Source organism: Streptomyces sp. NPDC042371, assembly GCF_056437465.1.
The window spans coordinates 67,288-92,538 of the sequence record NZ_JBWKAP010000014.1; the positions used below are offsets into that span (position 1 = coordinate 67,288).

A 25,251-nucleotide genomic window follows, 5' to 3' on the forward strand; every position below is an offset into this window, starting at 1 on the left:
ACGCACGTGCACATCATCAACTTCTCGTACGAGTGCGGCGGTTTCGACAACCGGCTGATGCGGGGCGGTCTCTCACCGCTGGTCTGGAACCTGTCCCGGGAGTACGCGGCGCGCGGTCACCGCGTGTCCGTGATCACCCCGGCCCACGGCCATCTCGACCGGCTCCGGGAGACGTTCCCTGTCGAGGAGCTCGACTACCGCGCCGACCACGTGGTGCCGCTCGTCCTCGACCCCAAGGTGTGGCCGGACCACCCGGCCGAGGTCGACGTCGAGCTGACCACCCGCGCCCACCGGCTCCGCCTCGACGGCGTGGACGTGTACTTCCTGTCCAACGCGTATCTGGACCTGCTGCCCGACCGGCTCTATCCGCCGCCCGGTATGGAGGGCCGGGACCTGGCGTACTTCAAGCCGCTGGTCTTCCAGGTGGACGGGCTGCGCTTCATCCGGTCAGGGCCGGTCTCCGACGCCGCGGGACCGGAGCCCGCGATCGTCCACGGTTTCGAGCCGTACTACCACTACCTGCTGCCGCCGGTGCTCGCCGCCGACCCGCGGCACCGCACCGTGAGCACGGTCGCGGCCAACGCGCCGGTCGGGCAGCAGGTCTACCGGCCCCAGGTGGAGCGTCTCCTCGCGCTCCTCGGGGCCGACTCGGGCATCGACCTCGACGCGCTCGACGGCCCGCTGCCGCCGGAGGACAGCGCGGCGGCCACGGTCGCGCGGGCCCTCGCGGGCACGCGGATGCACCAGGAACGCCGCCCCGACCACGTGAGCGTCTTCCCCCTGGTCGCCACCCACGCGGACCTCGTCGACTTCGTCTCGCCCGGCCAGCGCGCCTACTACAGCACCTTCGAAGGCACCCCCTTCGAGGCGCTCTTCGAGACGCTTCCGGTCGCCCGCGAGCTCCGCGCCCATCCGGACAAGCTCCTGATGGGCGGCTGCGGCGTCGCCGACGGCTGGCTCGGCCGGGATCCGGGGAGCGTGGACCGCGCCACGGTCCTGCGGGGCCTCGGCCTCGACCCCGCGCACCCCGTCTTCTTCCACGCGGCCCGCTACGCCGTGCACCACAAGGGCCAGCTGGAGCTGATGCGCGCGGTGGAGGAGGTCCTCGCCGCCGACCCGGACATCGGCTTCGTCATCCGCTGCTCGACGGGTGGGGGCGGCGAGTCGGCCGCGACGGTGGCGAACGCCTACTTCCAGAGCGTCGCCGACCGCCACCCCGGCCAGGTCCATCTGGACTGGCGGCTCGCCGACGAGGACACCCTCTTCGAGCAGGCCGCCTGCGCCGACTTCTGCGTCAACCCCTCCAAGTACGAGCTGGACGGCTTCCTCATCGCCCAGGCCGAGGCGATGGCGTGCGGGGCGGTACCGATCGCCACCGACCAGCGGGTCACCGGCCACTTCGGGCACGCGCGGCCGCTCGACGACCCGGCGGCGACGGGGTTCTCCGTGTGCGGCTCGTTCCGCGACGACGACCCCGTGCTCGCACGCGAACTGGCCGCGCGCATCCGACAGGCCGCCGCGGTCTTCCGCGACGACCCCGCCACGTACGACCGCCTGTCGGCCAACTCCCGCCGTCTCGCCCGGCAGTTCACCTGGTCGCGCAGCGCGGAGCTGCGCCTGGCCGCGTTCGGCACGCTGCTGCGCGGCGAACGGCTCCCCCGCCCCGTCGAGGAGGCCATCGCGTACGGCTGGTTCGACGCGCTGGACGACACGGACTTCGCGCGCCACGGCGAGCGGATCGCCCGGGCGGCGGCCGAACGGGGCGACGCGGCAGCGTACGCACGGTGTGCCCCACTGGACGCTCCCGCGCTGGAACGGCTCTTCGAAGCGGCCTACGCACGCGCGGACTTCGCGCGGTGCGCCGATCTCGTGGCGCTCGCGGGCCGCGACGACTGGGCGGCACGGCTGGCGGCCCGCTGCCGCCTGACCCGGGGCCCGGACCCGGACGGCGAGGGGGACGACGGCCGCCGGTGGCGGGTCGAGTACGTCCATGCGGGGGCCGAGCGCGTGGAGGTGGTCGTGGAGTCGGCGGGGGCGGCCCGGTCAGGGGTGTTGGAGTCCGCCGCCGAGGCCGTTGCCTCGGACGAGGCCGTGCCCATCGGGAGCGGGGCCGGGTTCCTGGCGCTGCGGCCGGGGGACGACGGCACGTTCCACGGGACCCTCGACGGGCCGCCCGTGGGACGGGAGCTCGTCGTCATGGTGACCCTGCGCTCGGGGCGGGTCGCCTGGGACGCGGTACCGGTCGCCGGGGCGGCGTCCCCGCCGTACCGGGTCGTCGCCACCGACCTCGACGGCACGCTGCTGCGCGGCGACCTGACCGTGTCGGACCGCACCCGCCGGGCCATCGCCCTGGCCACCGGGGCGGGCGCGCACCACCTCGTCGTCACCGGGCGGCCCGCCGCCGCCTGCAAGGAGTTCCTCACCGCGCTCGGCTACCGGGGCATCGCGGTGTGCGGGCAGGGCGCCCAGCTGTACGACGCGGGCGCGGACCGCCTCCTCGACTCCGCACGGCTGGACCTCGAACTGGCCCGGTCGGTGGTCGCGCGGGTCGAGGAGGTGCTCGGCACGCTGGAACTCGGGGTCGTCACCGCGCCGCCCGAGAGCCGCTTCAAGGTGACGCCGCGCTTCGGCGAGCGGGTCCGCCACGGATGGGACGTGACGGCCGACCGTGCGCGGCTGTGGTCCGGGCCCGTCGACAAACTGGTCCTGCACCATCCGGAGGTTCCGGAGGACGAACTGGCCACCGTCACGCGGAGGTTGTGCGGCGACGACGTGTCCGTCGTGCACTCCGTGAAGGGCATGGTGGAGGTGCTGCCGCCCGGCGTCACCAAGGGCGCGGGGGTCGCCCGGGCCGCCCGGCTCCTGGGGTTCACTGCCGCCGACACCGTGGCGTTCGGCGACATGCCCAACGACGTCCCGCTCCTCGCCTGGGCGGGCCACGGGGTGGCCGTCGCCAACGCCCATCCCGAGCTGCGCGCCATGGCCGACGAGATCGCGCCGAGCAACGATGAGGACGGCGTCGCCGTCGTCCTGGAACGGCTCTTCGCCCCGGCGCCGACCACTTCCCCGGGACGACGGGGGGCTCTCGCATGACGGGGAACTCCCTTAGGGCGAGCGGCCCTCGCCCGACGGACACGCTCACCGCACTCGCCCACGCCCACGCCGTGGCCACCGCCTACACCACCGACCGGGGCCACCGCGTGGACGTCTCCCCGGACACGCTGGTCGCCGTCCTCGCGGCATGCGGCGTGGACGCGTCGACGGAGACGACGGCACACGCCGCCCTGGAGGCCCACCGGCAGGAGCGGGCGGGGAGGTTGCTGCCGCCGTGTGTGGTGATACGGGTGCCCGGCGACGGTGCGCCGAACGACGGCCCCCCGCTCCCCGCCCTCCACCTCCCCCTCCACACCGACACCCACGTCCAGTTGGAGTCCGGCGCCACCACCGCCCTCGCACCCGCACTCCCGCCCGGCCACCACACCCTCCACGTCCGCACCCCCGACGGACGGCACGCGCACGCACCGCTGCTCGCCGTGCCCGACCGCCTCCCCGCCCCCGCGGACCGCACCTGGGGCTTCCTGATCCAGCTCTACTCCGTGCTCTCGCGCCGCTCCTGGGGCATGGGCGACCTCGGCGACCTGGCCGAACTCGCCTCCTGGTCGGGGCGGGCCCTGGGCGCCGGGTTCGTCCAGCTCGGACCGCTGCACGCCGTGGAGCCGGGCCCGCTGCCCGATCCCTCCCCGTACCGGCCGAGCTCGCGGCGCTTCGCCGACCCGATGCACGTACGCGTGGAGGCGGTGCCCGAGTACGCGTATCTGGACCCGGCGGCGCGCCCCGCCGTGGACCACCTCGTCGCCCGCGCCCGACAGCTGAACGACGCTGTCCTGGACGGGAGTTCACTCATCGACCGCGAGGCCGTGCGCGACCTCAAGCACCGGGCGTTGCGCGCCGTGCACGACGTGCCGCTGTCGCCGGGACGGGCCGCCGCCTTCGCCGCGTTCGTCGAGCGGGAGGGGCAGGGCCTCACGGACCACGCCACGTGGTGCGCGCTCGCCGACGTGCACGGCGGGGCGTGGCGGTCCTGGCCGGCCGAGCTGCGCGACCCCCGCTCCCCCGCCGTGTCGCGGGCCCGGGAGGAGCTCGCCGGGGCCGTCGACCACCACCGGTGGCTTGCCTGGATCACCGACGAGCAGCTGGCGGCCGCACAGGCCGCGGCGGTCGGTGCCGGGATGCGGGTCGGGCTCGTCCACGACCTGGCGGTCGGCGTCGCGCCCGAGGGCGCGGACGCCTGGGCCCTGCAGCGCTGTCTGGCCGCGGGCATGAGCGTGGGCGCGCCGCCGGACGACTTCAACCGGCGGGGCCAGGACTGGGGCCAGCCCCCGTGGCGGCCGGACGCCCTGGCCGCCGAGGGCTACCGGCCCTTCGCCGAGCTGCTGCGGTCCGGGCTGCGGCACGCCGGGGCCCTGCGCGTCGACCACGTGATGGGGCTATCCCGGCTGTGGTGGGTGCCGGAGGGGCGCCCACCCGCCGAGGGCACGTACGTCGGGTACGACCGGGACGCGATGCTCGGGGTGCTCGCGCTGGAGGCGTACCGCGCGGGCGCGGGCGTGATCGGCGAGGATCTCGGCACCGTCGAGGACGGCATGCGCGAGGAGCTCGCCGGGCGCGGCATGCTCGGCACGTCCGTGCAGCGCTTCGAGTACCTGGGCGGCTCCGCGGGACGGCACGGCCCGCTGCCGCCCGACCAGTGGCGGGCGGAGTGTCTGGCCACGCTCACGACCCACGACCTGCCCACGACGGCGGCCTGGCTCTCCGGCGAACACGTGGACCTGCGGGCCCGGCTCGGGCTGCTGACCCGGCCCGAGGCCGAGGAGAAGGCGGCGGCCGCCGCGGAACGCGACGGCTGGCTCGCCGAGCTGACCCGGCTGGGGCTGCTGCCCGACCCGGACGGCGAGGTCGCCGCCCTGCACCAGTTCCTGCGGCGCACGCCGGCCCGGATGCTCGGCGTCTGGCTGCCTGACGCGACCGGCGACCGCCGCCCGCAGAACCTGCCGGGCACCGCCACGGTGCACCCCAACTGGCGGCTGCCGGTGGCGGATGCGCAGGGCCGCCCGGTCCCGCTGGAGGAGCTCCCCGGGTCCGCGCTGCTGCGGACCCTGGCGGACGTCTTCGCGCCCCGGCCCCAGCACCCGAACGAGCACCACACGAACGACACCAAGAACGTGCACGAGAACGCGAACGAAACCAAGGAGAGACATGGCAGGCCAGGTTCTTGCTGAGGCCGAGGGGGTCCGTGAGGACTCCGGCGGCTTCGACCTGCTCGCACCGGACGGCACCGGCTACCGCGTCGACGTCACGGGCGGGGTCTTCCACCCGGACAACCCGCTGCTCGCGGAGTACGTGGCGGGGCGCCGCGTGGTGGCCTTCATCGGCCCGACGGTGGACCGGATCTACGGGGAACAGATACGCCGCTACCTCACCGCCCGCCTGGAGCCGGGCAGTTGGAGCGTGCACACCATCGCCACCGGGGAGCACAACAAGTCGCTCACCTCGGTGGAGGAGGTCTGCGCGACGGCCAAGGCGGCGGGCCTGGACCGGCACGGGGTGATGCTCGCGGTGGGCGGCGGCATCGTCGCGGACATCGTCGGCTTCGCCGCGTCCATGTACGCCCGCGGCATCCGCTACATCAAGGTCAACACCAGCCTGGTGGGACAGGTCGACGTCGGCGTCGGCGTCAAGACCGGCGTCAACGCCCTGCACACCAAGAACATGTTCGGCGCCTACCACCCCGCCCACGCCTCGCTCAACGACCCGGCGCTCCTGGACACCCTGCCCGCGCGCGAGATCCGCTGCGGCCTCGCCGAGATCGTGAAGATGGCGGTGATCCTCGACGGCGACCTGTTCAGGACGCTGGAGCGGCACCCGGACGCGTTCCGCCGCACCGCGTCCGGCACAGGTGGCGCCGACGTGGAGACGTACGTCATCCGTACCGCGATGCGGCTGATGATGGAGGAGCTCTGCCCGAACCTGCGCGAGCACGAGCTCGCCCGGCTCGTCGACTTCGGGCACACCTTCAGCCCGGTGATCGAGACGGCGGGCGGCCACCGCCTGGCCCACGGCGAGGCGGTCGCCGTCGACATGGCACTCTCCGCGCACCTCGCGCGCCTCCTCGGCCTCACGGACACGGAGACCTGCGAGCGAATCGTGACCCTGCTCGAACGGATCGGGCTCCCCGTGTACGACCCCGCCACCTGCACGCCCGAGCTGATGACGCAGGCTCTGCGCGCGTCGTGGCAGCGCCGTGGCCGCAAGCTGCACCTGGTCGTGCCGACCGCGCTCGGCAAGGCGGCCTTCGTCGACGAGCTGGAGCACCTGCCGACGGAGACGCTGCGGGCGGCTCTGGACGCGCTGGCGGACCGGGCGGTGCGGCGCGATGGCTGAGGACACGGCGGAGACGGGCCGCGGGCGCCCGGTCAACGTACGGGATCTGCTGACCGCCAAGGAGCACGACCACGGCGGCATCGGCGCCATCCTCGCGCACCGCGTCTTCACCCGCGAGGCGGGCGCTCCCGGTGCCGAGTTCATCGACCTGGCCGTCCTGCCGCCCGGCACGTCCATCGGCAGGCACCGGCACGGCGCGGACCGCGAGACGTACATCGTGCTCGCCGGGAGCGGACTGATGTTCCTCGACGGGGAGGAGTTCCGGGTGGCCACGGGCGACGTCGTCGTCAACCGGCCCCACGGCGAGCACGGCCTGCTCAACGACTCCGACGCCACGGATCTGCACCTGCTGGTCTTCGAGGAGGCAGTCCATGACCACGACGGACACTGACCGGCCCTTCACCGTGCTCGACGTGGGCGGAACCACGCTGCGGGTGGCGAGTTACGCCCCCGCTTCCGGCCGCCTCTCCCGCGTGCGCCGCGTCCCGGTCGAGGGCATGGCCCTCCATCCGGACGCCCCGGTGCCGGAGCTCCAGGAACGGGTGGTGGAGCAGATCGTGCGGGAGGTCGCCCGGCACGGCGCCGGGACGGGTTCGGCCCCGCGCGCGGTCGGGATCGCCTTCGCCGGGCCGGTGACCGCGGAGGGGCTGGTCGTCGCGGCGCCGACGGTGTGGGGGCGGCGCGGCGCACCACTGCCCCTCGGCGCGCGATTGAGCGAGCGGATCGGTGCGCCGGTCGCCGTCGTCAACGACCTCACTGCGGCGGCCTGGCGGTACGCCGCCACGGAGCCCGAGCCGTTCTGTCTCCTCACGGTCAGCTCGGGCATCGGCAACAAGGTCTTCCGCGGCGGTGACGTGCTCGTCGACCCCGCGGGCCACGGCGGTGAACTCGGGCACTGGGTCTGCGATCCCTCGCCCGACGCGCCGCTGTGCGACTGCGGGGGCCGCGGGCATCTGGGCGCGGTCGCCTCCGGGCGCGGCGTGCTCGCGGCGGCCCGGCGTGCGGCGGCCGCGGATCCTGCCGGGTTCGCCGCGTCCCGCCTCGCCGCGCTCTGCGGGGGCGACCGGCCCGAGGGGATCGGGAATCCGGCCCTTGCCAAGGCGATCGGGGAGGGCGACCCGTTCGCCACGGGGGTGCTCCGCGGCACGCTCGTACCGCTCGCGCAGGCCGTCTCGGCCGTCTTCACCTCGATCGGCGTGTGCCGGTTCATCCTGATGGGCGGTTTCGCGCTGGCGGTCGGGGAGCGCTACCGGGCGCTGCTGGTCGAGGAGTTGGTTCGCCAAGGGTGCTTCGGGCTCACCGCGGACCGCGTCGACGCCCTGGTGTCCCTCGGCGCCCCCGACGACGACCACGGCCTGATCGGCGCGGGCCGCCTCCTGACCAGCAGGGCCGCGTCCGCGGCAGGACAGCCGACCGTGTGACGCCACCGGCCGCCCGACCGAATCCGATCCCCATCCCCACAGACAGGCCCCGGATGACCACCACCCGTACCCTCATCGTCGGCAGCGGCTTCGTCGGGACCGGTATCGCCCGGCGCCTCGCGCGGGCAGGAGATGCCGTCACCCTCGTCTCGCGCACCAGGCCGACGTCGGCGCCCGAGGAGTACGGCGCCCGCTGGTCCGCGCTCGACGCCACCGACGCCGAGGCCTGCGGCCGCCTCCTGTCGCGGTTGCGGCCGGAGCGGATCGTGCTGGTGCACGGCCCCTCCGACGTCACCTGGTGCGAGGAGCACCCCGAGGAGGCCGACGCGGCGCACGCCGCCGTCGCGGCCAACTTCGCCGCGGCCGACTGCACTTCGCGCCTCGTCATGATCTCCACGGACAACGTCTTCGACGGTCACGCGTGGCACAACACGGAGCACACCCCCGTCTCCCCCGCCAACGCCTACGGCCGCGCCAAGCGGCACGCCGAGCGCCTGCTGCTCGCGCGGGCCCCGCATGCGGTCTGTCTGCGGGTCAGCCTCGTCTACGGCCATGAGTCCGTCGACGCGGGCAAGTGGCTCAACTTCTTCGCCGCCTGCGCCCACCGGCTGGCCGACGGCGCACGCGTCGAGGCGCCCGACGACCACTGGACCACGCCGGTCCATGTGGACGACGTGGCCGAGGTCGTGACCGCGCTCCTCACCGGTACGGACCCGCTGCCCCCGGTCCTGCACCTGGGCGGCCCCGACCGGGTCACCCGCGCCGAGTGGGCCGAGGTGATCGCCGAGGCTCTCGGCGCCCCGGCCGGGCTGGTCGTGCCGGTCCCCAAGGCCCGCAGCCGTTATGCGTCGCGGCCCCAGAACGCTTGCCTGGTCAGCGAGTTGCTGCCGCAGCTGCCTGCCACGTGCGCCGTGCCCGTACGCGGGGTGCGGGACGGGGCACGCGACCTGGCCGCCGCGTTCCCGCGAAGCGTCAGGCGTCCTCAAGGCGCAGGGTCTCGATCCGGTCCCAGCCACGGGCGGTGATCCGGTCCCGCAGGCCGAGTTCGGCGGTGGCGCGCACCACCAGGCACTGCGGGGGCTGCAGGTGGCAGGCGAAGGCGACGAGGGTTTCGAGGCCGCTGTTGGCCAGGTAGCGGACGCCGGTCAGGTCGAGAAGGATGTCGTCGGCCTGGGACTGGGACTGGGACTTGCCGTGGGCCTGGGTCTGGTCGGTCAGGGCGAGGGCCAGTGGCCCGCGATGGGTGCTCACGACCTCGCCGGACAGGCGCACGCCGGGGCTGTTGGTGTTGGGCATGATGAGGAGAAGATCGTCTGCGAAGTAGTCGCGCATGGCAGGTCCGATGCCTTGATGCGCCGTGGAAAGGAGGGACAGCGGTGGAAGTGGGGCCCGCCGGGCGGTCCTTCACGCGGTGCTGTGAAGCGGAGGCAGAGCCCCACTGAGAGCAGCCGCTGGCGTAAGGACCCACTCCGGGCCCGAGAGGTCGCCGGAAGGTCATCACAGCGCTAACAGCAACAACAGACCACGGACTGTTACTCAGCGTACCCTCATCACCGCGCATTTGGTAGAGGCATATGCAGGCGCAGACGAACGCCGCCCCGCGCGGGCAAGAGCGCGGGGCGGCGTCGGCATGACGTGGCGGAGGGTCAGTTCGTGGCGCCCGAACAGCTCTTGGCACCCACGTGTACGGCGACCGCGCTCTTCGCGGCGACGGCCGCCGCCAGTCGGCCGTCACCGTCGACGGTCACGGGCTTGCCGGACTGGACATCGCAGTACTCGCCCGCGGGCAGCGACGTCTGAAACGTCTCCTTCAGCTCGCCGTCACCCGAATTGATGGCGACGAAGGCCTTGTCGCCACGGCCGAAGGCGATGGCGTTGCCGCCGTTGTCCCACCAGTCGGTGACCTCGGCGCCGCCCGCGGAGTTGCGGAAGGCGACCATGCTCGCGATCTTCGGCTGCGCGTGCTGGCACACCCATGCGTCGCTGGAGCAGTCCGCCTTGCCGTCGGCGGGCGGGCCGTCGTCCTTGCCGTTGAACGCGTACCCGGAGTGGACGTCCGGGGAGCCGTACGGGAAGGCCAGCTCGAAGACGTGCGCCAAGGTGTAGGGGGCGCCCTGCTTGTAGGTGAGGACGTTGCCCTGGCGCTCGGTGTCGTGGTTGGCGACGAAGACGGCCGCGGACTCCGAGGGCAGCTTGCCGTCGGCGATGTTCTTCAGTCCGGCGAGGCTGCCGCCTTCGAAGGCGCCCTTGAGGGCATACGCGTAGTTGAACTCCTGTACGTGGCCGGTGCCGAGGTACTCGCCGGGCTGGACCTCCTCGCCAGGACCGGGCAGCGTCTCCTGCTTCCAGTACGCGTTCGGGTCGCTCAGCTGCGACTTGATCGCCTTCAGGTCGTCCTCGGGCATGTGCTTGGCCGCATCGATGCGGAAGCCGTCGACGCCGAGAGCAAGGAGGTCGTTCATGTATCCGGCGATGGTCTTGCGAACGTGCTCCTCACCGGTGTCCAGGTCGGCGAGGCCGCCGAGTTCGCAGTTCTGGCTCTCCTCCCGCTTGGTGTAGTCCTGGATCTCCTTCTTGCAGTTGTCCATGTCGGCGTCCCCGTAGGTGCCGGGGTAGTCGTACTTGGTGAACTGCGTGCCGCCGGATCCTGTGCCCTGGCCGTTGGTCATGTGGTTGATGACTGTGTCGGCGACGACCTTGACGCCCGCGTCGTGGCAGGTGCCCACCATCTTCTTGAACGACGCGCGGTCGCCGAGCCGGGAGGCGATCTTGTAGCTGACCGGCTGGTAGGCGGTCCACCACGACGGGCCCGCCAGACGCTCCTGTGGGGGTGAGGTCTGGACGTATCCGTAACCGGCCGGGCCGAGCGTGTCCGTGCACGCCTTGGCGATGGAGTCGAAGTTCCACTCGAACATCACCGCGGTGACGTCCTTCTCGGCGGCCGCCGTCCGGCTCTTCGCGACGGGCGCCGCCTCGCTCGGCTGCTGGGCTCCGAGCGAGAGACTGCCCGCCGCACCGGCCGCCAGCGCGGCACCCATGACGGCGATCCTGCGGGATCTCGATATACGGCCGTGCATCGAAAGCCTCCTACGTGGGGGGGGAGAGGTGGGGGGGGGATGGGGGTGCGCGGAGGCGGCGATGTGGTGGCGGCACAAGTCCCTTCGCTGGCACCGCCGTTGACGGCTTTATGAAAACTGCCGCCTCCTTGCTGAAAGTTGTTGCAGTCGGACCATAGGAGGCGCCTGTTGAAGGGTCAACCCCTCTCCCAGAACCGCTCGCCTCGCGGCGTCGGCCAGCACCCGTCGATCGGTGCCCCACAACGGAGCGTGTGCCGTGACCCGCACGCTCAGGCCGCGGGCGCCCGCCACCCGGCGCAGCGAGGCCGTGAAGTCCTCCTCGCCGAGGAAGGCTGCGGCGGTGCTCGGGGCACCGCCCTGGCGGTACTCGACCGTCACGGGCCGGACGGGCGCGCCCGCGTCGACCGCCGCCTGGAAGGCGGCCCGCCGGAACCGGCCGCCCGCCACCGAGCACCAGGTCGTCGCCTGCGGGAAGACGAGCACCGACGTGCCTGCGCGCAGGGAGTCGGCCAGCTCCGCGACGAGGGACGGCAGTCCGCGCGGGCTGCCGTCCCGGTCGATGAACCGCGTACCCACGCGCCGGGCCAGCGCGCCGACCACCGGCCACTGGCCGACCTCGCGCTTGGCCAGGACGCTCACCGGCTCGACGGCGAGCAGGGCGATGACGTCGAGCCAGGAGATGTGATTGGCGACGACCAGCGTGCCAACGCCACCCACGCGGCCTGCCTCGCCCGTCCGCACGCTCAGCGACGCGGCACCCACACCCCCCGCGCTCTCCACACCCACCCCGAGCGCGCCCAGGACCGCGCGGGCCTCGGCCTGGAGCGTCGACGGTTCGGCAAGCCGGTCGCCGCGGGCCACGGCCCTGGCCAGGGTGTACGTCAACGTGGCGTACCGGCGTGCGAGTTCGCCCAGCGGCACGCGCGGGTCCGGGTCGGTGGCACAGCTCGCCGGACAGCCGGGGTCGACCGTCCACGCGCTCATTGCGCGTCCTCGCCGAGGAAGTAGCGGCGGTGGCGCGCGCTGAGCCGCTCCATGTCGAGGAGGACGAAGAAGTCCGCGACGTCGAACTCCGGGTCGTGGGCGGGGGCTCCGCACACCCATGCGCCGAGGCGGAGGTAGCCGCGCAGCAGGGGCGGCAGGTCGGCGTAGGCCGGGCGTTCCGGTGCCGGGCCGCCGGGGGTCCACGGGCGCCGTGGGTGCACGCGCAGCTCGGGCGGCGCCGCGTGCTTGGCGGTGCCGAGCAGCCACGCGGCGGCCGCGGCCCGCCCGCCGTCCGCAAGGGGCACGGAGGCGCAGCCCGCCAGGTACCGGTGGCCGGAGAGCAGGACGTAGCGGGCGAGGGCGGACCACATCAGGTTGATGACGGCGCCGGAGCGGTGGTCGGGGTGGACGCAGGAACGGCCCGCCTCGACGATGGCGGGCCGCAGGCCGTTGAGCGCGACGAGCTCGAACTCCCCGTCGGAGTAGGACTGGTCGGCGCGGCCTGGCGGGAGTATTCGATACGTCCCGACGACCTCGCCGGTCGAGGTGTCGGTGACGATCAGGTGGTCGGCGAGGTCGTCGAAGGCGTCGATGTCGTGGCCGGGCAGGGGCGTGTCGAGGACGGCGCCCAGCTCTTCGGCGAAGACGCGGTGGCGCAGCCGCTGGGCTGCCCTGATCAGTTCGGTGGTGTCCGCGATGGAGGTGACGTACGAGCTGGTGGGGGTCGCGACGAGCGGCATCGAGGGCATGACGGTTCCGTTTCTCGGTTCGATGGGGACGACGGAGACGGGGAGCCTGGGAATCGGGGAGCCTGGGAATCGGGGAGACGGAGGGCCGGGGCCGAAGGGCGGCCGGGGCGAGACGAGCGGGTCTCATCCGGCCGGCGCCGCCGCGGCTCCGCACCGGCGCCCATTCAGCAAGGTGACGGCGCCGCTTGAACTGCGCGCTTCAGGCGTGCGTCGACCTGCCGTCTGGCGCACGTCCGAATCGCACCGCACCGGCGATGTCCCCGGTGTCCGGGGAGCTCACGGCGGAGCGGGGCGACGACGTCGTACGCCCCGCTCAGAAGCCCGAGCCGAACAGACGACGGCTCAGAAGGCCGGTCCGGCTCCACCCCATCCCACGGCCTGCGTGGTCTCCGGGCGGCGCGTGCGGTAGCTGTCCGCGTCGAGGGTGACGATCTCCGCGTGGTGGGCCAGGCGGTCCACCGTGGCGGCGGTCGCGCCGTCGCCGAACACCTCGTCCCAGCGGCCCAGCGGCCGGTTGCCGGTTGCCGGTTGCCGGTGACGATCAGCGAGTCCCGCTCGTAGCGGTGCGAGACGAGCGGGAAGAGGAGCTGGGCGACCTCGCAGTCGAAGGGCACGTAGCCGACCTCGTCCACGACGAGCACCGGGTACGAGTCGAGCCGGGCCAGCTCCTTGCCGAGCCGCCCCGCGGCCTTCGCGTCCGCGAGCCGCGCTCCCCACTCGGCGGCGGTCGCGAACAGCACCCGGTGATCGGCCTGACAGGCCCGTACGCCCAGGGCGACCGCCAGGTGCGTCTTGCCGGTGCCGGGGCCCTCGTCGAACATTTCGAGGACCTTCCTGGCCGGGAACCCCGCGGCCTCGATGCGCTCCTCCGCACCGGTCCAGGGCTCCGCCGCCTCTCCGTCCACACCGTCCACACCGTCCGCACTGTCCGCACTGTCCGCCCCGCCGCCCCCGGCCGCCCTGCCGCCCCGCTGCGCGGGGACCACCGCGGCCTGCACGTGCTCCTTCGCGGACCGCGCCTTCGCCTCGTGGGCAGCCATGGGCCCGGACACGTAGGCGAGGACGGCCGCGGACGCGATGAACGCCATATGGATGACCGTCAATGGATGACCGTCCCCCACATCAGGTCGTGCCGGGGCGTGTGGTGCACGTCGACGAACATCTGGAGCAGGTGCACCGACGAGATCCCCACGATGGCGGTGGCCAGCTTGACCTTCAGGACGTTGGAATTGACGTGCGACCGCCACTCCGGCTGATCCCGGTGGCCCTGCAGTCCGATCCGCGAGACGAAGGTCTCGTATCCCCCGACGATCACCATGATCAGCAGACTGGCGATCATCACCACGTCGACGAGCTTGAGGACGGCGAGCATGACGTGCGTCTCGTCCGCGTGCCCGCTGATGACGTGATCGATGAGGTGCCACAACTCGTTGAAGAAGTGGTCCGGCATCGACAATCTGAATTCGAGCCACCCGTTGGGGTTAATAGGAATCCAGTCGGACAGGAACGTCGCATGTCACCTCCCCCTTCCCTGCCCCTCGCGGGCATCACCGTCGTCAGCCTCGAGCAGGCCGTGGCCGCGCCTTTCGCCACCCGGCAGCTCGCCGATCTCGGGGCCCGGGTGGTCAAGGTCGAGCGGCCAGGGGGCGGTGACTTCGCACGGCGGTACGACACCACCGTGCGGGGGCAGGCCAGTTACTTCGTCTGGCTCAACCGGTCCAAGGAGTCGATCACCCTCGACCTCAAGTCGGAGCGGGGCCTGGCGATCCTGGAGGAACTCCTCGCGGGCGCCGACGTCTTCGTGCAGAACCTCGCCCCGGGCGCCGCCGCCCGGCTCGGGCTCGGCGCCGAGGAGCTGCAGGAGCGCCACCCGTCGCTGATCCCGTGCACCGTCAGCGGCTACGGCACGGACGGGCCCTGGGCCGACCGCAAGGCGTACGACCTGCTCGTGCAGTGCCAGACCGGGCTGCTCCAGCTCACCGGCACACCGGACGAGGCCGCGCGTGCGGGGATCTCCGTCGCCGACATCGCCGGGGGGATGTACGCGTACAGCGGCATCCTGTCGGCGCTGTACACGCGGGCGACGACGGGGCGGGCCCCCACCGTCGAGGTGTCCCTCTTCGACGCGCTCGCCGAGTGGATGGGCCAGCCCGCCTACTACACGCGGTACGGCGGCACCCAGCCGCCCCGCGTCGGCGCCCGGCACGCGACGGTCGCGCCGTACGGTCCGTTCACGGCGTCCGACGGCAAGGACGTGCTGCTTTCGGTGCAGAACGAGCGCGAATGGGCTGCCCTGTGCCGCGAGTTCATCGGGCGGCCCGAGCTGGCGGAAGAGCCGCGCTTCGCCACCGGGTCCGACCGCGTGGCGAACCGCGACGCGCTCGACGCGATCATCTCCGCGCGCTTCGCGGAGCTCGACAGCGACGCGGCCATGAAACTGCTCGACCGCACGGGCATCGCCAACGCCGGGGTCAACTCGGTCCACGAATTCCTCGACCACCCGGTGCTCACCGAGCGCGGACGCTGGCAGGACATCCGCGTGCCGGGCACGCCCGAGCCCGTACTGGCCCTGCTGCCCCCGGCCATCCTCTCCGGCGTCGCCCCGCGCATGGACCCGGTGCCGGACGCGGGCGAGCACACCGACGCGATCCTCGCGGAGCTCGGCCACGGCCCGGACGACGTCGCCCGGCTGCGCGCGGAGGGAGTCTGCCGGTGAGCTCCCTGGACGCCCTCTCACCGGAGGAGCAGCTGGTGGTCACCACCGTCCGCGACTTCGTGGACCGTGAGGTCAGGCCCGTCGCCAGGGAGTTGGAGCACTCCGACACCTATCCCGAAGCCCTCATCGAGGGAATGAAGGAGCTGGGCGTCTTCGGCCTCGCCGTTCCCGCGGAGTTCGGCGGGACCCCCGTCTCCACGCCCTGCTACGTCCTGGTCACCGAGGAGCTGGCCCGCGGCTGGATGAGCCTGGCGGGCGCGATGGGCGGCCACACGGTCGTCGCGAAGCTGCTCCTGCACTTCGGCACCCCGGAACAGCGGCGGCGCTGGCTGCCCCTGATGGCCACCGGCGAGGTGCGGGCCACCATGGCCCTGACCGAACCGGGCGGCGGCTCGGATCTGCAGGCGCTGCGCACGGTCGCGCGGCGAGACGAGGAGAGCGGCGGGTACGTCGTCGACGGCGCGAAGACCTGGATCACCAACTCCCGCCGCTCCGGGCTGATCGCGCTGCTCTGCAAGACCGACCCGGACGCCGAGCCCCGGCACCGCGGCATCTCCGTGCTGCTCGCCGAACACGGCCCAGGCCTGACCGTCTCGCGCGACCTGCCGAAGCTCGGCTACAAGGGCGTGGAGAGCTGCGAGCTGTCCTTCCACGGCTACCGCGCCCCGGCCGACGCCCTCCTCGGCGGCGTCGAGGGCAAGGGGTTCGGGCAGATGATGAAGGGCCTGGAGACGGGGCGGCTGCAGGTCGCGGCCCGTGCGCTGGGGGTGGCCCGCGCCGCGTTCGAGGACGCGCTGCGCTACAGCCAGGAGCGCGAGTCGTTCGGCGTGCCGATCTGGCGGCACCAGTCCATCGGCAACTACCTGGCAGACATGGCCACTTCGCTCTCCGCGGCCCGCCAGCTGACCCTGCACGCGGCCCGCGAGGCCGACGCGGGGCGGCGCGTGGACATGGAGGCGGGGATGGCCAAGCTCTTCGCCTCGGAGACGGCCGTGCGGATCACCCTGGACGCGATCCGCATCCACGGCGGCCACGGCTATTCGACGGAGTTCGACGTCGAACGCTACTTCCGCGACGCGCCGTTGATGGTCGTCGGCGAGGGCACCAACGAGATCCAGCGCACGGTGATCGCGCGACAGCTCGTGGCGCGCGGCGGCACGGACCTGTGAGCCGTGCCGCGCGTGCGGTGACCGTCAGCCGTCGGCGGCGACGCCGAGCCCTTCGAGTACGACCGCGTTCGACAGCCCGGCGAACACCTTGCCCGGCACGATGAGCTTGCCGCGCCGACTGCCGCTGCCGCTGCCGCTGCCGCTGCCCGCCAGGACGTACGGCAGATCGGCCACGGCGACGTCGACCAGCAGCGGCCATGCGGCGGGCGGCCCGATCGGCGTGATGCCGCCGTGCTCCATGCGGGTCCCCCCCGTCGCCGTGCCCATCGGCGCGAACGAGGCCTTCCGGGCGCCCAGTTGGCGGCGCACCGCAGTGCTCCAGGAACGTGGCGGTGTCGGCCCACCGCGGGTCGGTGTCGACATGGAATCAGGTCGTCGGCCGGGACCGGCCCGTGCCAGCCGCGCACCGCCTCCGCGACGGGCGGCGGACCCGTTCCCCCGGCAGCCCTCAGGCTCTCAGTAGGAGCCCGCGTGCGCGGGCGGCACCGAGACCGACATCGTCATCTCGACGGGCTCGGTGCCCTTGTTGTGGTAGCCGTGCTCCACATTGGCCTCGAAGGTGGCGGCCGTCCCCGCGGCCACGGCGCGCTCCGCGCCGTCCACGACGAGCGTCAGTTCGCCCCGCGCGACGTGCAGGAGCTCGATGGTGCCCGGCGGATGCGCGTCGGAGTCACTGCCCTCGCCCGGCATCAGATGCCAGGACCACAGCTCGAACGGTCCGCGCGCCTCGGCCCCCACGAGGAGCGTCGTACTGCTCCCGGCCTCCGTGGACCACATGCGGACCGCCTGCTCCGGCGGCACGAGCCGGACGTGCGACCCCTGTTCGTAGTCGAGGAGCGTGGTGATGCTGACACCCAGCGCGTCCGCGAGCTTCACCGTGATGCCCACGCTGGGGTTGGTCCTGGCCTGCTCGATCTGGATGATCATGCCGCGGCTGACGCCCGCGCGGGCGGCCAGGGCGTCGAGGGTGAAGCCCCTCTCGTTGCGCCAGCGCTTGAGGTTGCGGGCGAGCGACTGGGTCAGCTGGTCGAGGTCCGACACATTTCCGTCCAATATTCTGGATGACAGAGTTCAAGATACTGAACTACGGTGTGGTGCACCTGATGATCCCAGATGGTTCAACACACTGTACTGCGAGGCCCCCCGATGACCGCACTGTTCGCCCTGGCCACCAGCCTTCTGTGGGGCCTCGCCGACTTCGGCGGCGGACTGCTGACGCGGCGCGTCCCCGCCCTCACCGTGGTGGTGGCCTCGCAGACGATCGCGGTGGCGGTGCTCGGCACGGTCGTGGTCGCGACCGGCGGGTGGACCGAGTGGGGACCCCAGCTGTGGTTCGCGGTGGCCGCGGGTCTCGTCGGCCCCGTCGCGATGCTCGCCTTCTACAAGGCCCTGGCCCTCGGCCCGATGGGCGTCGTCTCACCGCTCGGCTCGCTCGGCGTCGCCGTACCGGTCGGCGTCGGACTCCTGCTGGGCGAGCGGCCGGGCCTCCCCCAGTTCGCGGGGATCGCCGTGGCGGTCGTGGGCATCCTGCTGGCGGGCGGACCCGAACTGCGCGGCGCCCCGGTGCAGCGGCAGGCCGTCCTGCTCACCCTCCTCGCCGCGTTCGGATTCGGCGGGGTCATGGCCCTGATCGCCGAGGCGTCGAGCAGTCTGACCGGACTGTTCCTCGCGCTCTTCGTGCAGCGCGTGACGAACGTGGCGGCGGGCGGCACGGCGCTGTACGTCTCCATGCGGCGCGGCGGCAGGGCGCTGCCCGAAGGCTCCGGGACGGAAGAGGGCGGCATGGGCATCCTGTGGGCCACGCTTCCGGCCCTCGCCTTCGTCGGCCTCGCGGACGTCGCCGCCAACGGCACGTACTCGGTGGCCGCCCAGAACGGCCCGGTCACCGTCGCCGCGGTGCTCTCCTCGGTCTACCCGGTGGTGACGGCGCTTGCGGCACGGGTGGTCCTGAAGGAACGGCTGCGCGGGGTGCAGGCGGCGGGCGCGGGTCTGGCCCTGGTGGGCACGGTCCTGCTCGCGAGCTGAGGCAGGCATTCCCCTCCCCGGCCCACGCTCGCAGACCTCACCCTCAGACCTCGCCCAACTCCCCCAACTCCCCCAGGGCAATGAGCTGTTCCGGCGTGACTCCATCAGGAATCGGCATCGGCGCGGGCGTGCGCAGGGGCGGCTGCCAGCCCTGCTCGGCATCCCAGGTCCGTACGACCCGCGCGGGCGCCCCGGCCACCACGGCGTGGTCGGGCACCTCGCCCCGGACCACCGCGCCCGCGGCGACCACCACGTTGCGGCCGATCCGCGCCCCCGGCAGGATCACCGCGCCCGTCCCGATCCAGCAGCCGGGCCCGATCTCCACCGGGTCCATCCGCGGCCACTGCTTGCCGATGGGCGTGTGCGGGTCGTCGTAGGAGTGGTTGGTGGACGTCACATACACATAGGGGCCGAAGTAGCAGTCGTCGCCGATCGAGACCGTCGTGTCCGCGATGACGTGGCTGCCGCGGCCGAGCACGACGCCGTTGCCGATGCGCAGGATCGGGGCGGGGCCGAGGTCGAGGTCCGGCATCAGGCCCGCGGTGAGCGTGACGTGCTGGCCCACGATGCAGTGGTCGCCGATCCTGATCCACGGCTCCCCGAAGACCGTGCCCTGCGGGAAGGCGAGCTTCGTGCCCTCGCCGATGGCGCCGAACCGCAGCCGCCCGGGGTGCGCGGCCGTCACCGCGCCCGTGCGCTGCACCCACTCCCAGCCCGCGTGGACGGCGCGCTGCGCGAGCCGGCGCGGCGCGGCAGCAAGGGATGAGAACGTGTTCCTGTTCTTCGGCACGGGCTCACGTTACTCAGCGCCACGAGGTCCCGCAGGCCCCCGGCCTGTGATCTTCACCCCACACGGCGGTGTGCGCTCCCCCGTCCCGTACGGTGCCGTCAGGCGCGACGCCACACAGACGTCCACGCAGGCGCACGCAGGCGTACGGAAGAGGGAGCGAGTCGATGGGCCACGAGGCACTCATCACCGGCATCGGCGGCAAGGACCCGAAGATCGATCAGGACGCGTTCACCGCGCCGACGTCCGTCGTGATCGGTGAGGTGACCCTGCAGGCCGGGGCGAGCGCCTGGTACGGCGCGGTGCTGCGCGCCGACTGCGGACCCATCGTCGTGGGCGCCGACAGCAACATCCAGGACAACTGCAGCCTGCACGTCGACCCGGGCTTCCCCATCACGATCGGGGAGCGCGTCTCGGTCGGCCACAACGCCGTCCTGCACGGCTGCACCGTCGAGGACGACTCGCTGATCGGCATGGGCGCCACCGTCCTGAACGGCGCGGTGATCGGCACCGGTTCGCTGGTGGCCGCCCAGGCCCTGGTGCCCCAGGGCATGCAGGTGCCCCCGGGCTCACTCGTCGCGGGCGTGCCCGCCAAGGTGCGCAGGCCGCTCACGGACGAGGAGCGCGAGGGCATCTCGCTCAACGGCACGCTCTACGTCGAGCTGGCCAAGGCCCACCGCGACGCGCACGCGGCGGGCTGACCCGGGGGACGGTTCAGTCGGCGGGGACGGGCTGCGGCTCGGCCACCGGGGTCCCGGCCGCCTCCGCCTCCGCCGCCGCCTTCTTCGCGCGGCGCTTGACGAACAGCATCGAGCCGACGCCGATGAGCACGGCGATGCCGAGTCCCACGTACGAGAACCGCTTGAGCCAGTCCTCGGCGACCACGCCGATGTAATAGATGACGGCGGTGGTGCCGCCCGCCCAGATGATGCCGCCGAGGACGTTGGCGATCAGGAACTTCCAGTACGGCATGCGCAGGACACCCGCGAGCGGGCCCGCGAAGATGCGCAGGAGAGCGATGAAGCGGCCGAAGAAGACCGCCCACATGCCCCACTTCTGGAAGGACCGCTCGGCGGTCGCCACGTTCGCGGCACCGAAGTGCTTGGGGAACTTCCGTTCCAGCCAGGCGAGGAGCGGCCGCCCGCCCTTGCGCCCGATGGCGTATCCGATGGAGTCGCCGATGATGGCGCCCGCGGTGGCGCACGCCCCGAGGATCACCGGGTTGAGGTCACCGTGCTGGGAGGACAGCAGCGCCGCCGAGACCAGGACGATCTCGCCGGGCAGCGGGATGCCCAGACTCTCGAGCCCGATGACGAGGCCCACCAGCGCGTAGATGCTGACGGCTGGTACGTGCTCCAGCCACTCCTGGACGTGCAACGCCGGTTCCTCCCGTGTCAAGTGTGTGTGCCCGGCGTGCGCGCCTGCTCGACCGCGCACGCCGGGCAGCCTACCCGGACGGGGTCACCCGGCCGGAACGGCGTCCCAGAGGTCGCACCGGTGTTCGTCGTGCACCGTGGCGCTGATCCCGGTGCCGCCCGCTGAGGCGGTGCGCAGGGCGAGCAGCCGCCCTGGCCGGGTGCGCTGGTCGGGGGCGGCGGGCCCGTCGTCGGCCCGCGGCACGCCGGTGCGGATGAAGGAGCCCCAGTACTGGACCATCTGCCGGGCGAGCGCCCGCTGTTCGGCATTCAGCGGCGAGTCCAGACCGAAGTGCTTGAAGAGGTACTGGACTTCGTTGACGTGGGTCGCGCCGAAGTCAAAGTCGGTGTCCAGCTCGCGCAGCGACGCGAAGGGCGGTGAGGTGCGGTCCGCGAACTCGTAGGCGTAGACGGGCCCGCGGTGTGCCAGGGCCGTGTTCATGCGCAGGGCCGTGCAGGCGAACATCCGGTCGCCCGTCGCCGCGCCGAACGCGTGCGTCGGCGAGGCGTGCTCCGCGAGCGGGTACGTCTTCAGGACGCGCCTGCCCAAGTCGGGACCGTACTCGTCGGTGACCGCCGCGGGGTACCGCTCGGCGGTGAGCGGAGCACCGGCGCCGTCGAACCGGCCGAAGGCGAAGAGGTTCCCCTCGTCACTGTTGGCGCCGTTGAGCACGGGCACGCGGGCCGCGCTCCCCTTCTCGTACGCCTCCTTGGGCTGCACCGGCAGGAAGGCGCCGCCTGCGACCGGACCCCAGTCGAAACCGGCCTGCGCGGCCAGGATGTCCTTCGCGGGTTTCCGCCGCAGACAGGCGAGGGTCGTCGCCGGGTCGGGGCAGCCCGCCTTCTTCGCGAAGGCCGCGCCGTCGCGGACCGCGGGAGCACGCTCGCGGGCCGCGCAGTCGCCGTACGCACCGCTCTCCACGATGCCCGCGCGGAACAGGCCGCGGGCGGTGGGCGAGGCGAGCAGCGTGCAGACGGAGCGGCCGCCCGCGGACTCGCCCGCGATGGTGACACGGCCCGCGTCACCGCCGAACCGGCCGATGTTGGCGCGCACCCAGCGCAGCGCGGCCTGCTGGTCGAGCAGTCCGTAGTTCCCTGACACACCGTCGGACGCCTCCCCGTCGAGACCCGCGGCGGCGAGGAACCCCATGGCGCCGAGGCGGTAGTTGACGGTCACGACGACGGTGCCGGTGGTGCGGGCGAACGTGTCGGGGACGATGTCCTCGCCCGCTCCCGCGGTGAGCCCGCCGCCGTGCAGCCAGACCATGACGGGGCGCTGCCGCTCGGCGTGCCCCCTGGGCGCGTAGACGTTGAGGTCGAGGCAGTCCTCGGTGTGGCTGGGTTTCTCGTACCCCGGGTCCCAACTGGCGCTCTGCACACAGCGGTTGCCGAATCCGGTCGCCCGGCGCACCCCGTCCCAGGGCTGCGCGGGGCGGGGCTCCTTCCAGCGCAGGCTGCCGACGGGCTGACGCGCGTAGGGGATGCCGAGGAACTGCCGCCCCTCGCCGGTCGATTCACCGCGCACCCAACCGGCATCGGTGCGCACCAGCGTGCCGTCCGTGGCGGCCGGATCGCCCGCGGCCTGCGCCGGGAGCGGTACGAGTGAGGCAGCGGCGGCGGCCGCCATGACGGCGACGACCGAGGCAGCCCGACGTATCCGCCCGCGCACGCCGCGCTTGTCGCCCTCCCCTCCCCTGACCCGGGTCATGAACCGGCCCCCTTGATGACGGCGTGCGCGGAGAGAATCAACTTGCCTGCGGATGTGCCCACTTGGACGGCCCGCCGGCCGGTTCCGAGCACCCAGCCGTGGCGTTCCGCGTCCCACGCCGACAGGGTCCTGCGGTCGACGTGGACGGTGACGCGCCGCTGCTGCCCGGCGCGCAGGGCGACCCGCTCGTAGCCGCCGAGCACCCGCTCGGCCTGCGTCATCGCGAGGTGGGGCGAGGGACCGACGTACACCTGCGCGACGGTGATGCCGTCCCGTCTGCCGGTGTTGCGCACGGTGAAGGTGACGTCCACGCCCCGGCCGACCCCACGGACCGTCAGGTCCCGGTAGGCGAAGGTGGTGTACGAGAGTCCGTGCCCGAAGGGGAAGAGCGGCCGCACCCCTTCGGCGTCGTACCAGCGGTGGCCGACGAGGATGCCCTCCGAGTACTCCTCGACGCCGTTCGCCCCCGGGTAGCGGAGCGGGTTCCCCGCCATCGGGTGGTGGTCGTCGTCCACCGGGAAGGACTGGGTGAGGCGGCCGCCGGGGTCACAGTCGCCGAACAGGACGGCGGCGGTAGCGGCCGCGCCCTCCTGGCCTGGGTAGTACATCTGCAGCACGGCGGCGGTCCGCTCCAGCCACGGCATGGAGGTGGCGGACGACGTGTTCAGGACCACGGTGGTACGGGGGTTGGCGGCGGTCACCGCCCTGATCAGGTCTTCCTGATGACCCGGGAGCGCGACGGTCGTGCGGTCCTGGCCCTCGGTCGCGTCCTCGTACGCGAACAGGACGACACTGTGCGCGCCGCGCGCCGCCCGCACCGCCGCGGCGACGTCCGCCGTGCGGGTGGCGCCGGTGACGCGGCGCAGCCGGAACGTCTGGCCCCGGTCGCCGCCCTCGGCCCTGATCCGCAGCCGGTGCCCGGCAGGGGTGAGGGGCAGCGTCACGCGCCGGACGTTCAGCCCGTCCGGCGCGGTGGAGACGAGTCCGCCGGAGAAGAACTCGCCGACGCCCGGCTGGGTCGGATAGAGCTCGACGCCGTCCAGCTCCACCTTGGGCCGCTCGCCCGAGTAGTGGATAACGAGCGTCCACTCGTCCGACTCCGCGGGCGTCAGTGTCCCTTCGTACGTCCACTCCTTGCCCGCGGCGACCCGCTGGCCCTCGGCGTCGAGGCCGGGGCTGAGCTCGCGCCGGGGGATCGCCTTGCCGTAGAGGTCCTCGCCCAGCGCGTATGTGACGTCGGCGCCGCGTCCGGCCCGGGCGGTGATGGCGTCGAGCGGGCTTTCCGCCCGGTCGGGGATGACGTGGGCGCTGCCGCCGCCGCTGACGAAGGGGTAGCGGCCCGTGGGCCCGATGACGGCGATGTCGCGGGCGGCGCGACCCCTCAGCGGCAGGGTCCCGTGGGTGTTGCGCAGCAGGGTGGCGCCCGCCTTGGCGACGTCGAGGGCGACCGCGGCCCCGGCCCGCGGGTCGCGCCCGGGACGCGGCGGCGCGCTCTCGTCGAGCAGTCCGAACCGTTCCATGACGCCGAGGATCCGGCGGACGGAGCGGTCGACCTGCGGCTCGGGGACGCTGCCGTTCTTGACGGCCTTCTTCAGGGCGGCGCCGAAGTAGGCGTCGTCGGGCATCTCCATGTCGAGCCCCGCGGCGAGGGCGGCGGCGGTGCTGTGCTGCGCGAACCAGTCGGTCATCACCCACCCCTCGAAGCCCCAGCGCTCGCGCAGGATGTCGCTGAGCAGGGTCTTGTTCTCGCAGGCGAAGGTGCCGTTGACCTTGTTGTACGCGCCCATGACGGCGCCCGTGCCCGCGGCGACGGCCGCCTCGAACCCCCGTAGCTCCGTCTCGTGCATGGTCCGTTCGTCGGCCCGCACGTCGATGGACATGCGGTCCTTCTCCTGGTTGTTCAGGGCGAAGTGCTTGACGGTGGCGATGAGGCCCTCGCCCTGGATGCCCTTGATCTCCTCGGCCACCATGTCGGCGGCGAGCAGCGGGTCCTCCGCGAAGGTCTCGAAGTTGCGGCCCGCGTACGGGGTGCGGATGAGGTTGACCATCGGCGACAGGAGCACGTCCTGCTTGAGGGCGCGCCCTTCGCGGCCGATGACCTGGCCGTAGCGCCGGGCGAGGGCCGGGTCGAAGGCGGAGGCAAGCAGGACGGGGGCGGGCAGGGCGGTGGCGCGGGCCGCGACGCGGACGCCCGCGGGTCCGTCGGCGAGGCGCAGCGCGGGGATGCCGAGCCGCGGCACGCCGGGCACGTAACCCGCCTGGCCGAGGCTCTTGGGGTCGGTCGCGCCGTGCAGCAGGGAGATCTTCTCGTCGAGGGTGAGTCTGCCGACGAGGGACTCGACGCGAGGGCCCGCGGCGGGGCCCTGTCTGGACCGGGCGGCCGCGTGCGAGGGCACCGCCACGCCGGTGGTGGCCGCGGCGGCCACGGTGATCGCACCGCCGACCAGCCTGAGAGCTGACCGCCGGGACACGGAGTCGGACATGAGCCGTCACTTCCTTCTGTGCCTGGAGCGCGAACACGACTGTGCAAAACGAAGCGTGTACACGTGCCAATAGCGGGTCGTCGTTCGCCCTTTGAACGCACTATGCGACAGAAGGACTTGACGCGCCGTTAGACACCACGAGGGGCGGCGGGAAAACTATGACCGAGGATGACTCGTGTCAATAAGTTGAACAAGAAGCGACGGGCGAACGCCGGTGACCCGCCATCTCTCACGGGTCACCGAACGACGTCAGGCCCGTGGTTGCGTCCCGGGGGA

Annotated in this window: 20 protein-coding genes and 3 pseudogenes; 10 read left to right on the forward strand and 13 right to left on the reverse strand. The window is 72.9% G+C overall.

Annotated elements, in window-relative coordinates; genetic code table 11:
• Positions 1-6: 6 nt before the first annotated feature.
• From AC068B_RS33715 to AC068B_RS33740, 6 genes are read left to right on the forward strand one after another with little or no spacing between them, the layout of a single operon-like run.
• The gene (locus tag AC068B_RS33715; RefSeq protein ID WP_478675338.1) at positions 7-3,093 is read left to right on the forward strand and encodes a Cof-type HAD-IIB family hydrolase; all 3,087 of its coding nucleotides are present in this window, start codon (positions 7-9) and stop codon (positions 3,091-3,093) included.
• The gene (malQ, locus tag AC068B_RS33720; RefSeq protein WP_478675339.1) at positions 3,090-5,279 is read left to right on the forward strand and encodes a 4-alpha-glucanotransferase; all 2,190 of its coding nucleotides are present in this window, start codon (positions 3,090-3,092) and stop codon (positions 5,277-5,279) included. The genes AC068B_RS33715 and malQ overlap by 4 nt, the downstream gene beginning before the upstream one ends.
• The gene (locus AC068B_RS33725; RefSeq protein WP_478675340.1) at positions 5,257-6,441 is read left to right on the forward strand and encodes a sedoheptulose 7-phosphate cyclase; all 1,185 of its coding nucleotides are present in this window, start codon (positions 5,257-5,259) and stop codon (positions 6,439-6,441) included. Before malQ ends, AC068B_RS33725 begins: the two co-directional genes overlap by 23 nt.
• Positions 6,434-6,832 (forward strand): cupin domain-containing protein, encoded by a 399-nt coding sequence (locus AC068B_RS33730; protein ID WP_478675341.1) that lies wholly within the window; start codon positions 6,434-6,436, stop codon positions 6,830-6,832. The genes AC068B_RS33725 and AC068B_RS33730 overlap by 8 nt, the downstream gene beginning before the upstream one ends.
• Positions 6,813-7,862, forward strand: a complete 1,050-nt coding sequence (locus AC068B_RS33735) for an ROK family protein (RefSeq protein ID WP_478675342.1) — start codon at positions 6,813-6,815, stop codon at positions 7,860-7,862. Before AC068B_RS33730 ends, AC068B_RS33735 begins: the two co-directional genes overlap by 20 nt.
• A 53-nt stretch (positions 7,863-7,915) precedes the next feature.
• Positions 7,916-8,887: an SDR family oxidoreductase gene (locus AC068B_RS33740; RefSeq protein ID WP_478675343.1), complete on the forward strand. Its 972-nt coding sequence runs from the start codon at positions 7,916-7,918 to the stop codon at positions 8,885-8,887.
• Here the strand turns inward: AC068B_RS33740 and AC068B_RS33745 are convergent.
• The 7 genes and pseudogenes from AC068B_RS33745 to AC068B_RS33775 all read right to left on the reverse strand — a co-directional run bounded on the left by AC068B_RS33745 (position 8,835) and on the right by AC068B_RS33775 (position 14,122).
• Positions 8,835-9,194 carry a hypothetical protein gene (locus AC068B_RS33745; protein WP_478675344.1) on the reverse strand — a complete coding sequence of 120 codons (360 nt, stop codon included), beginning with the start codon at positions 9,192-9,194 and terminating at the stop codon, positions 8,835-8,837. The genes AC068B_RS33740 and AC068B_RS33745 overlap by 53 nt on opposite strands.
• 320 nt (positions 9,195-9,514) lie before the next feature.
• Positions 9,515-10,939, reverse strand: a pseudogene (locus AC068B_RS33750) (alpha-amylase); the annotation flags it as partial.
• Between the two features lie 108 nt (positions 10,940-11,047).
• Entirely contained in the window at positions 11,048-11,923 is an 876-nt protein-coding gene (locus AC068B_RS33755; RefSeq protein ID WP_478675345.1) for a lysophospholipid acyltransferase family protein, read from the reverse strand.
• Positions 11,920-12,672 carry a GNAT family N-acetyltransferase gene (locus AC068B_RS33760; protein ID WP_478675346.1) on the reverse strand — a complete coding sequence of 251 codons (753 nt, stop codon included), beginning with the start codon at positions 12,670-12,672 and terminating at the stop codon, positions 11,920-11,922. The genes AC068B_RS33755 and AC068B_RS33760 overlap by 4 nt, the downstream gene beginning before the upstream one ends.
• 342 nt (positions 12,673-13,014) lie before the next feature.
• The gene (locus AC068B_RS33765; protein WP_478675410.1) at positions 13,015-13,161 is read right to left on the reverse strand and encodes a hypothetical protein; all 147 of its coding nucleotides are present in this window, start codon (positions 13,159-13,161) and stop codon (positions 13,015-13,017) included.
• A gap of 92 nt (positions 13,162-13,253) precedes the next feature.
• Positions 13,254-13,760, reverse strand: a pseudogene (locus tag AC068B_RS33770) (ATP-binding protein); the annotation flags it as partial.
• An 11-nt stretch (positions 13,761-13,771) separates the two neighbouring features.
• On the reverse strand, positions 13,772-14,122 hold the full coding sequence (locus AC068B_RS33775) for a YqhA family protein (RefSeq protein WP_478675347.1): 351 nt from the start codon (positions 14,120-14,122) through the stop codon (positions 13,772-13,774).
• Positions 14,123-14,185: 63 nt separating this feature from the next.
• Between AC068B_RS33775 and AC068B_RS33780 the strand changes: the two genes are divergently transcribed.
• Positions 14,186-15,388: a CaiB/BaiF CoA transferase family protein gene (locus AC068B_RS33780; protein ID WP_478675348.1), complete on the forward strand. Its 1,203-nt coding sequence runs from the start codon at positions 14,186-14,188 to the stop codon at positions 15,386-15,388.
• Entirely contained in the window at positions 15,385-16,557 is a 1,173-nt protein-coding gene (locus AC068B_RS33785; protein WP_478675349.1) for an acyl-CoA dehydrogenase family protein, read from the forward strand. Before AC068B_RS33780 ends, AC068B_RS33785 begins: the two co-directional genes overlap by 4 nt.
• A 24-nt stretch (positions 16,558-16,581) precedes the next feature.
• Here AC068B_RS33785 and AC068B_RS33790 read toward each other — a convergent pair.
• Positions 16,582-17,009, reverse strand: a pseudogene (locus AC068B_RS33790) (YbaK/EbsC family protein).
• Positions 17,010-17,013: 4 nt separating this feature from the next.
• The gene (locus AC068B_RS33795; RefSeq protein ID WP_478675350.1) at positions 17,014-17,598 is read right to left on the reverse strand and encodes an XRE family transcriptional regulator; all 585 of its coding nucleotides are present in this window, start codon (positions 17,596-17,598) and stop codon (positions 17,014-17,016) included.
• Positions 17,599-17,703: 105 nt separating this feature from the next.
• Between AC068B_RS33795 and AC068B_RS33800 the strand changes: the two genes are divergently transcribed.
• Positions 17,704-18,582, forward strand: a complete 879-nt coding sequence (locus AC068B_RS33800; RefSeq protein ID WP_478675351.1) for an EamA family transporter — start codon at positions 17,704-17,706, stop codon at positions 18,580-18,582.
• 43 nt (positions 18,583-18,625) lie between these two features.
• Here the strand turns inward: AC068B_RS33800 and AC068B_RS33805 are convergent, their stop codons facing one another.
• Positions 18,626-19,372, reverse strand: coding sequence for an acyltransferase (locus AC068B_RS33805; RefSeq protein ID WP_478675352.1), 747 nt, complete (start codon positions 19,370-19,372; stop codon positions 18,626-18,628).
• Positions 19,373-19,536: 164 nt separating this feature from the next.
• On the opposite strand from AC068B_RS33805, the gene AC068B_RS33810 reads away from it, so the two are divergent.
• A complete protein-coding gene (locus AC068B_RS33810; RefSeq protein ID WP_478675353.1) occupies positions 19,537-20,070 on the forward strand; it encodes a gamma carbonic anhydrase family protein in 534 nt (177 codons plus the stop codon).
• A gap of 13 nt (positions 20,071-20,083) precedes the next feature.
• Here the strand turns inward: AC068B_RS33810 and AC068B_RS33815 are convergent, their stop codons facing one another.
• The 3 genes from AC068B_RS33815 to AC068B_RS33825 form a co-directional block, all read right to left on the reverse strand.
• Entirely contained in the window at positions 20,084-20,746 is a 663-nt protein-coding gene (locus AC068B_RS33815; protein WP_478675354.1) for a DedA family protein, read from the reverse strand.
• An 84-nt stretch (positions 20,747-20,830) separates the two neighbouring features.
• Positions 20,831-22,492 (reverse strand): carboxylesterase/lipase family protein, encoded by a 1,662-nt coding sequence (locus AC068B_RS33820; protein WP_478675355.1) that lies wholly within the window; start codon positions 22,490-22,492, stop codon positions 20,831-20,833.
• On the reverse strand, positions 22,489-24,975 hold the full coding sequence (locus tag AC068B_RS33825) for a beta-glucosidase (protein ID WP_478675356.1): 2,487 nt from the start codon (positions 24,973-24,975) through the stop codon (positions 22,489-22,491). Before AC068B_RS33825 ends, AC068B_RS33820 begins: the two co-directional genes overlap by 4 nt.
• Between the last annotated feature and the right edge of the window lie 276 nt (positions 24,976-25,251).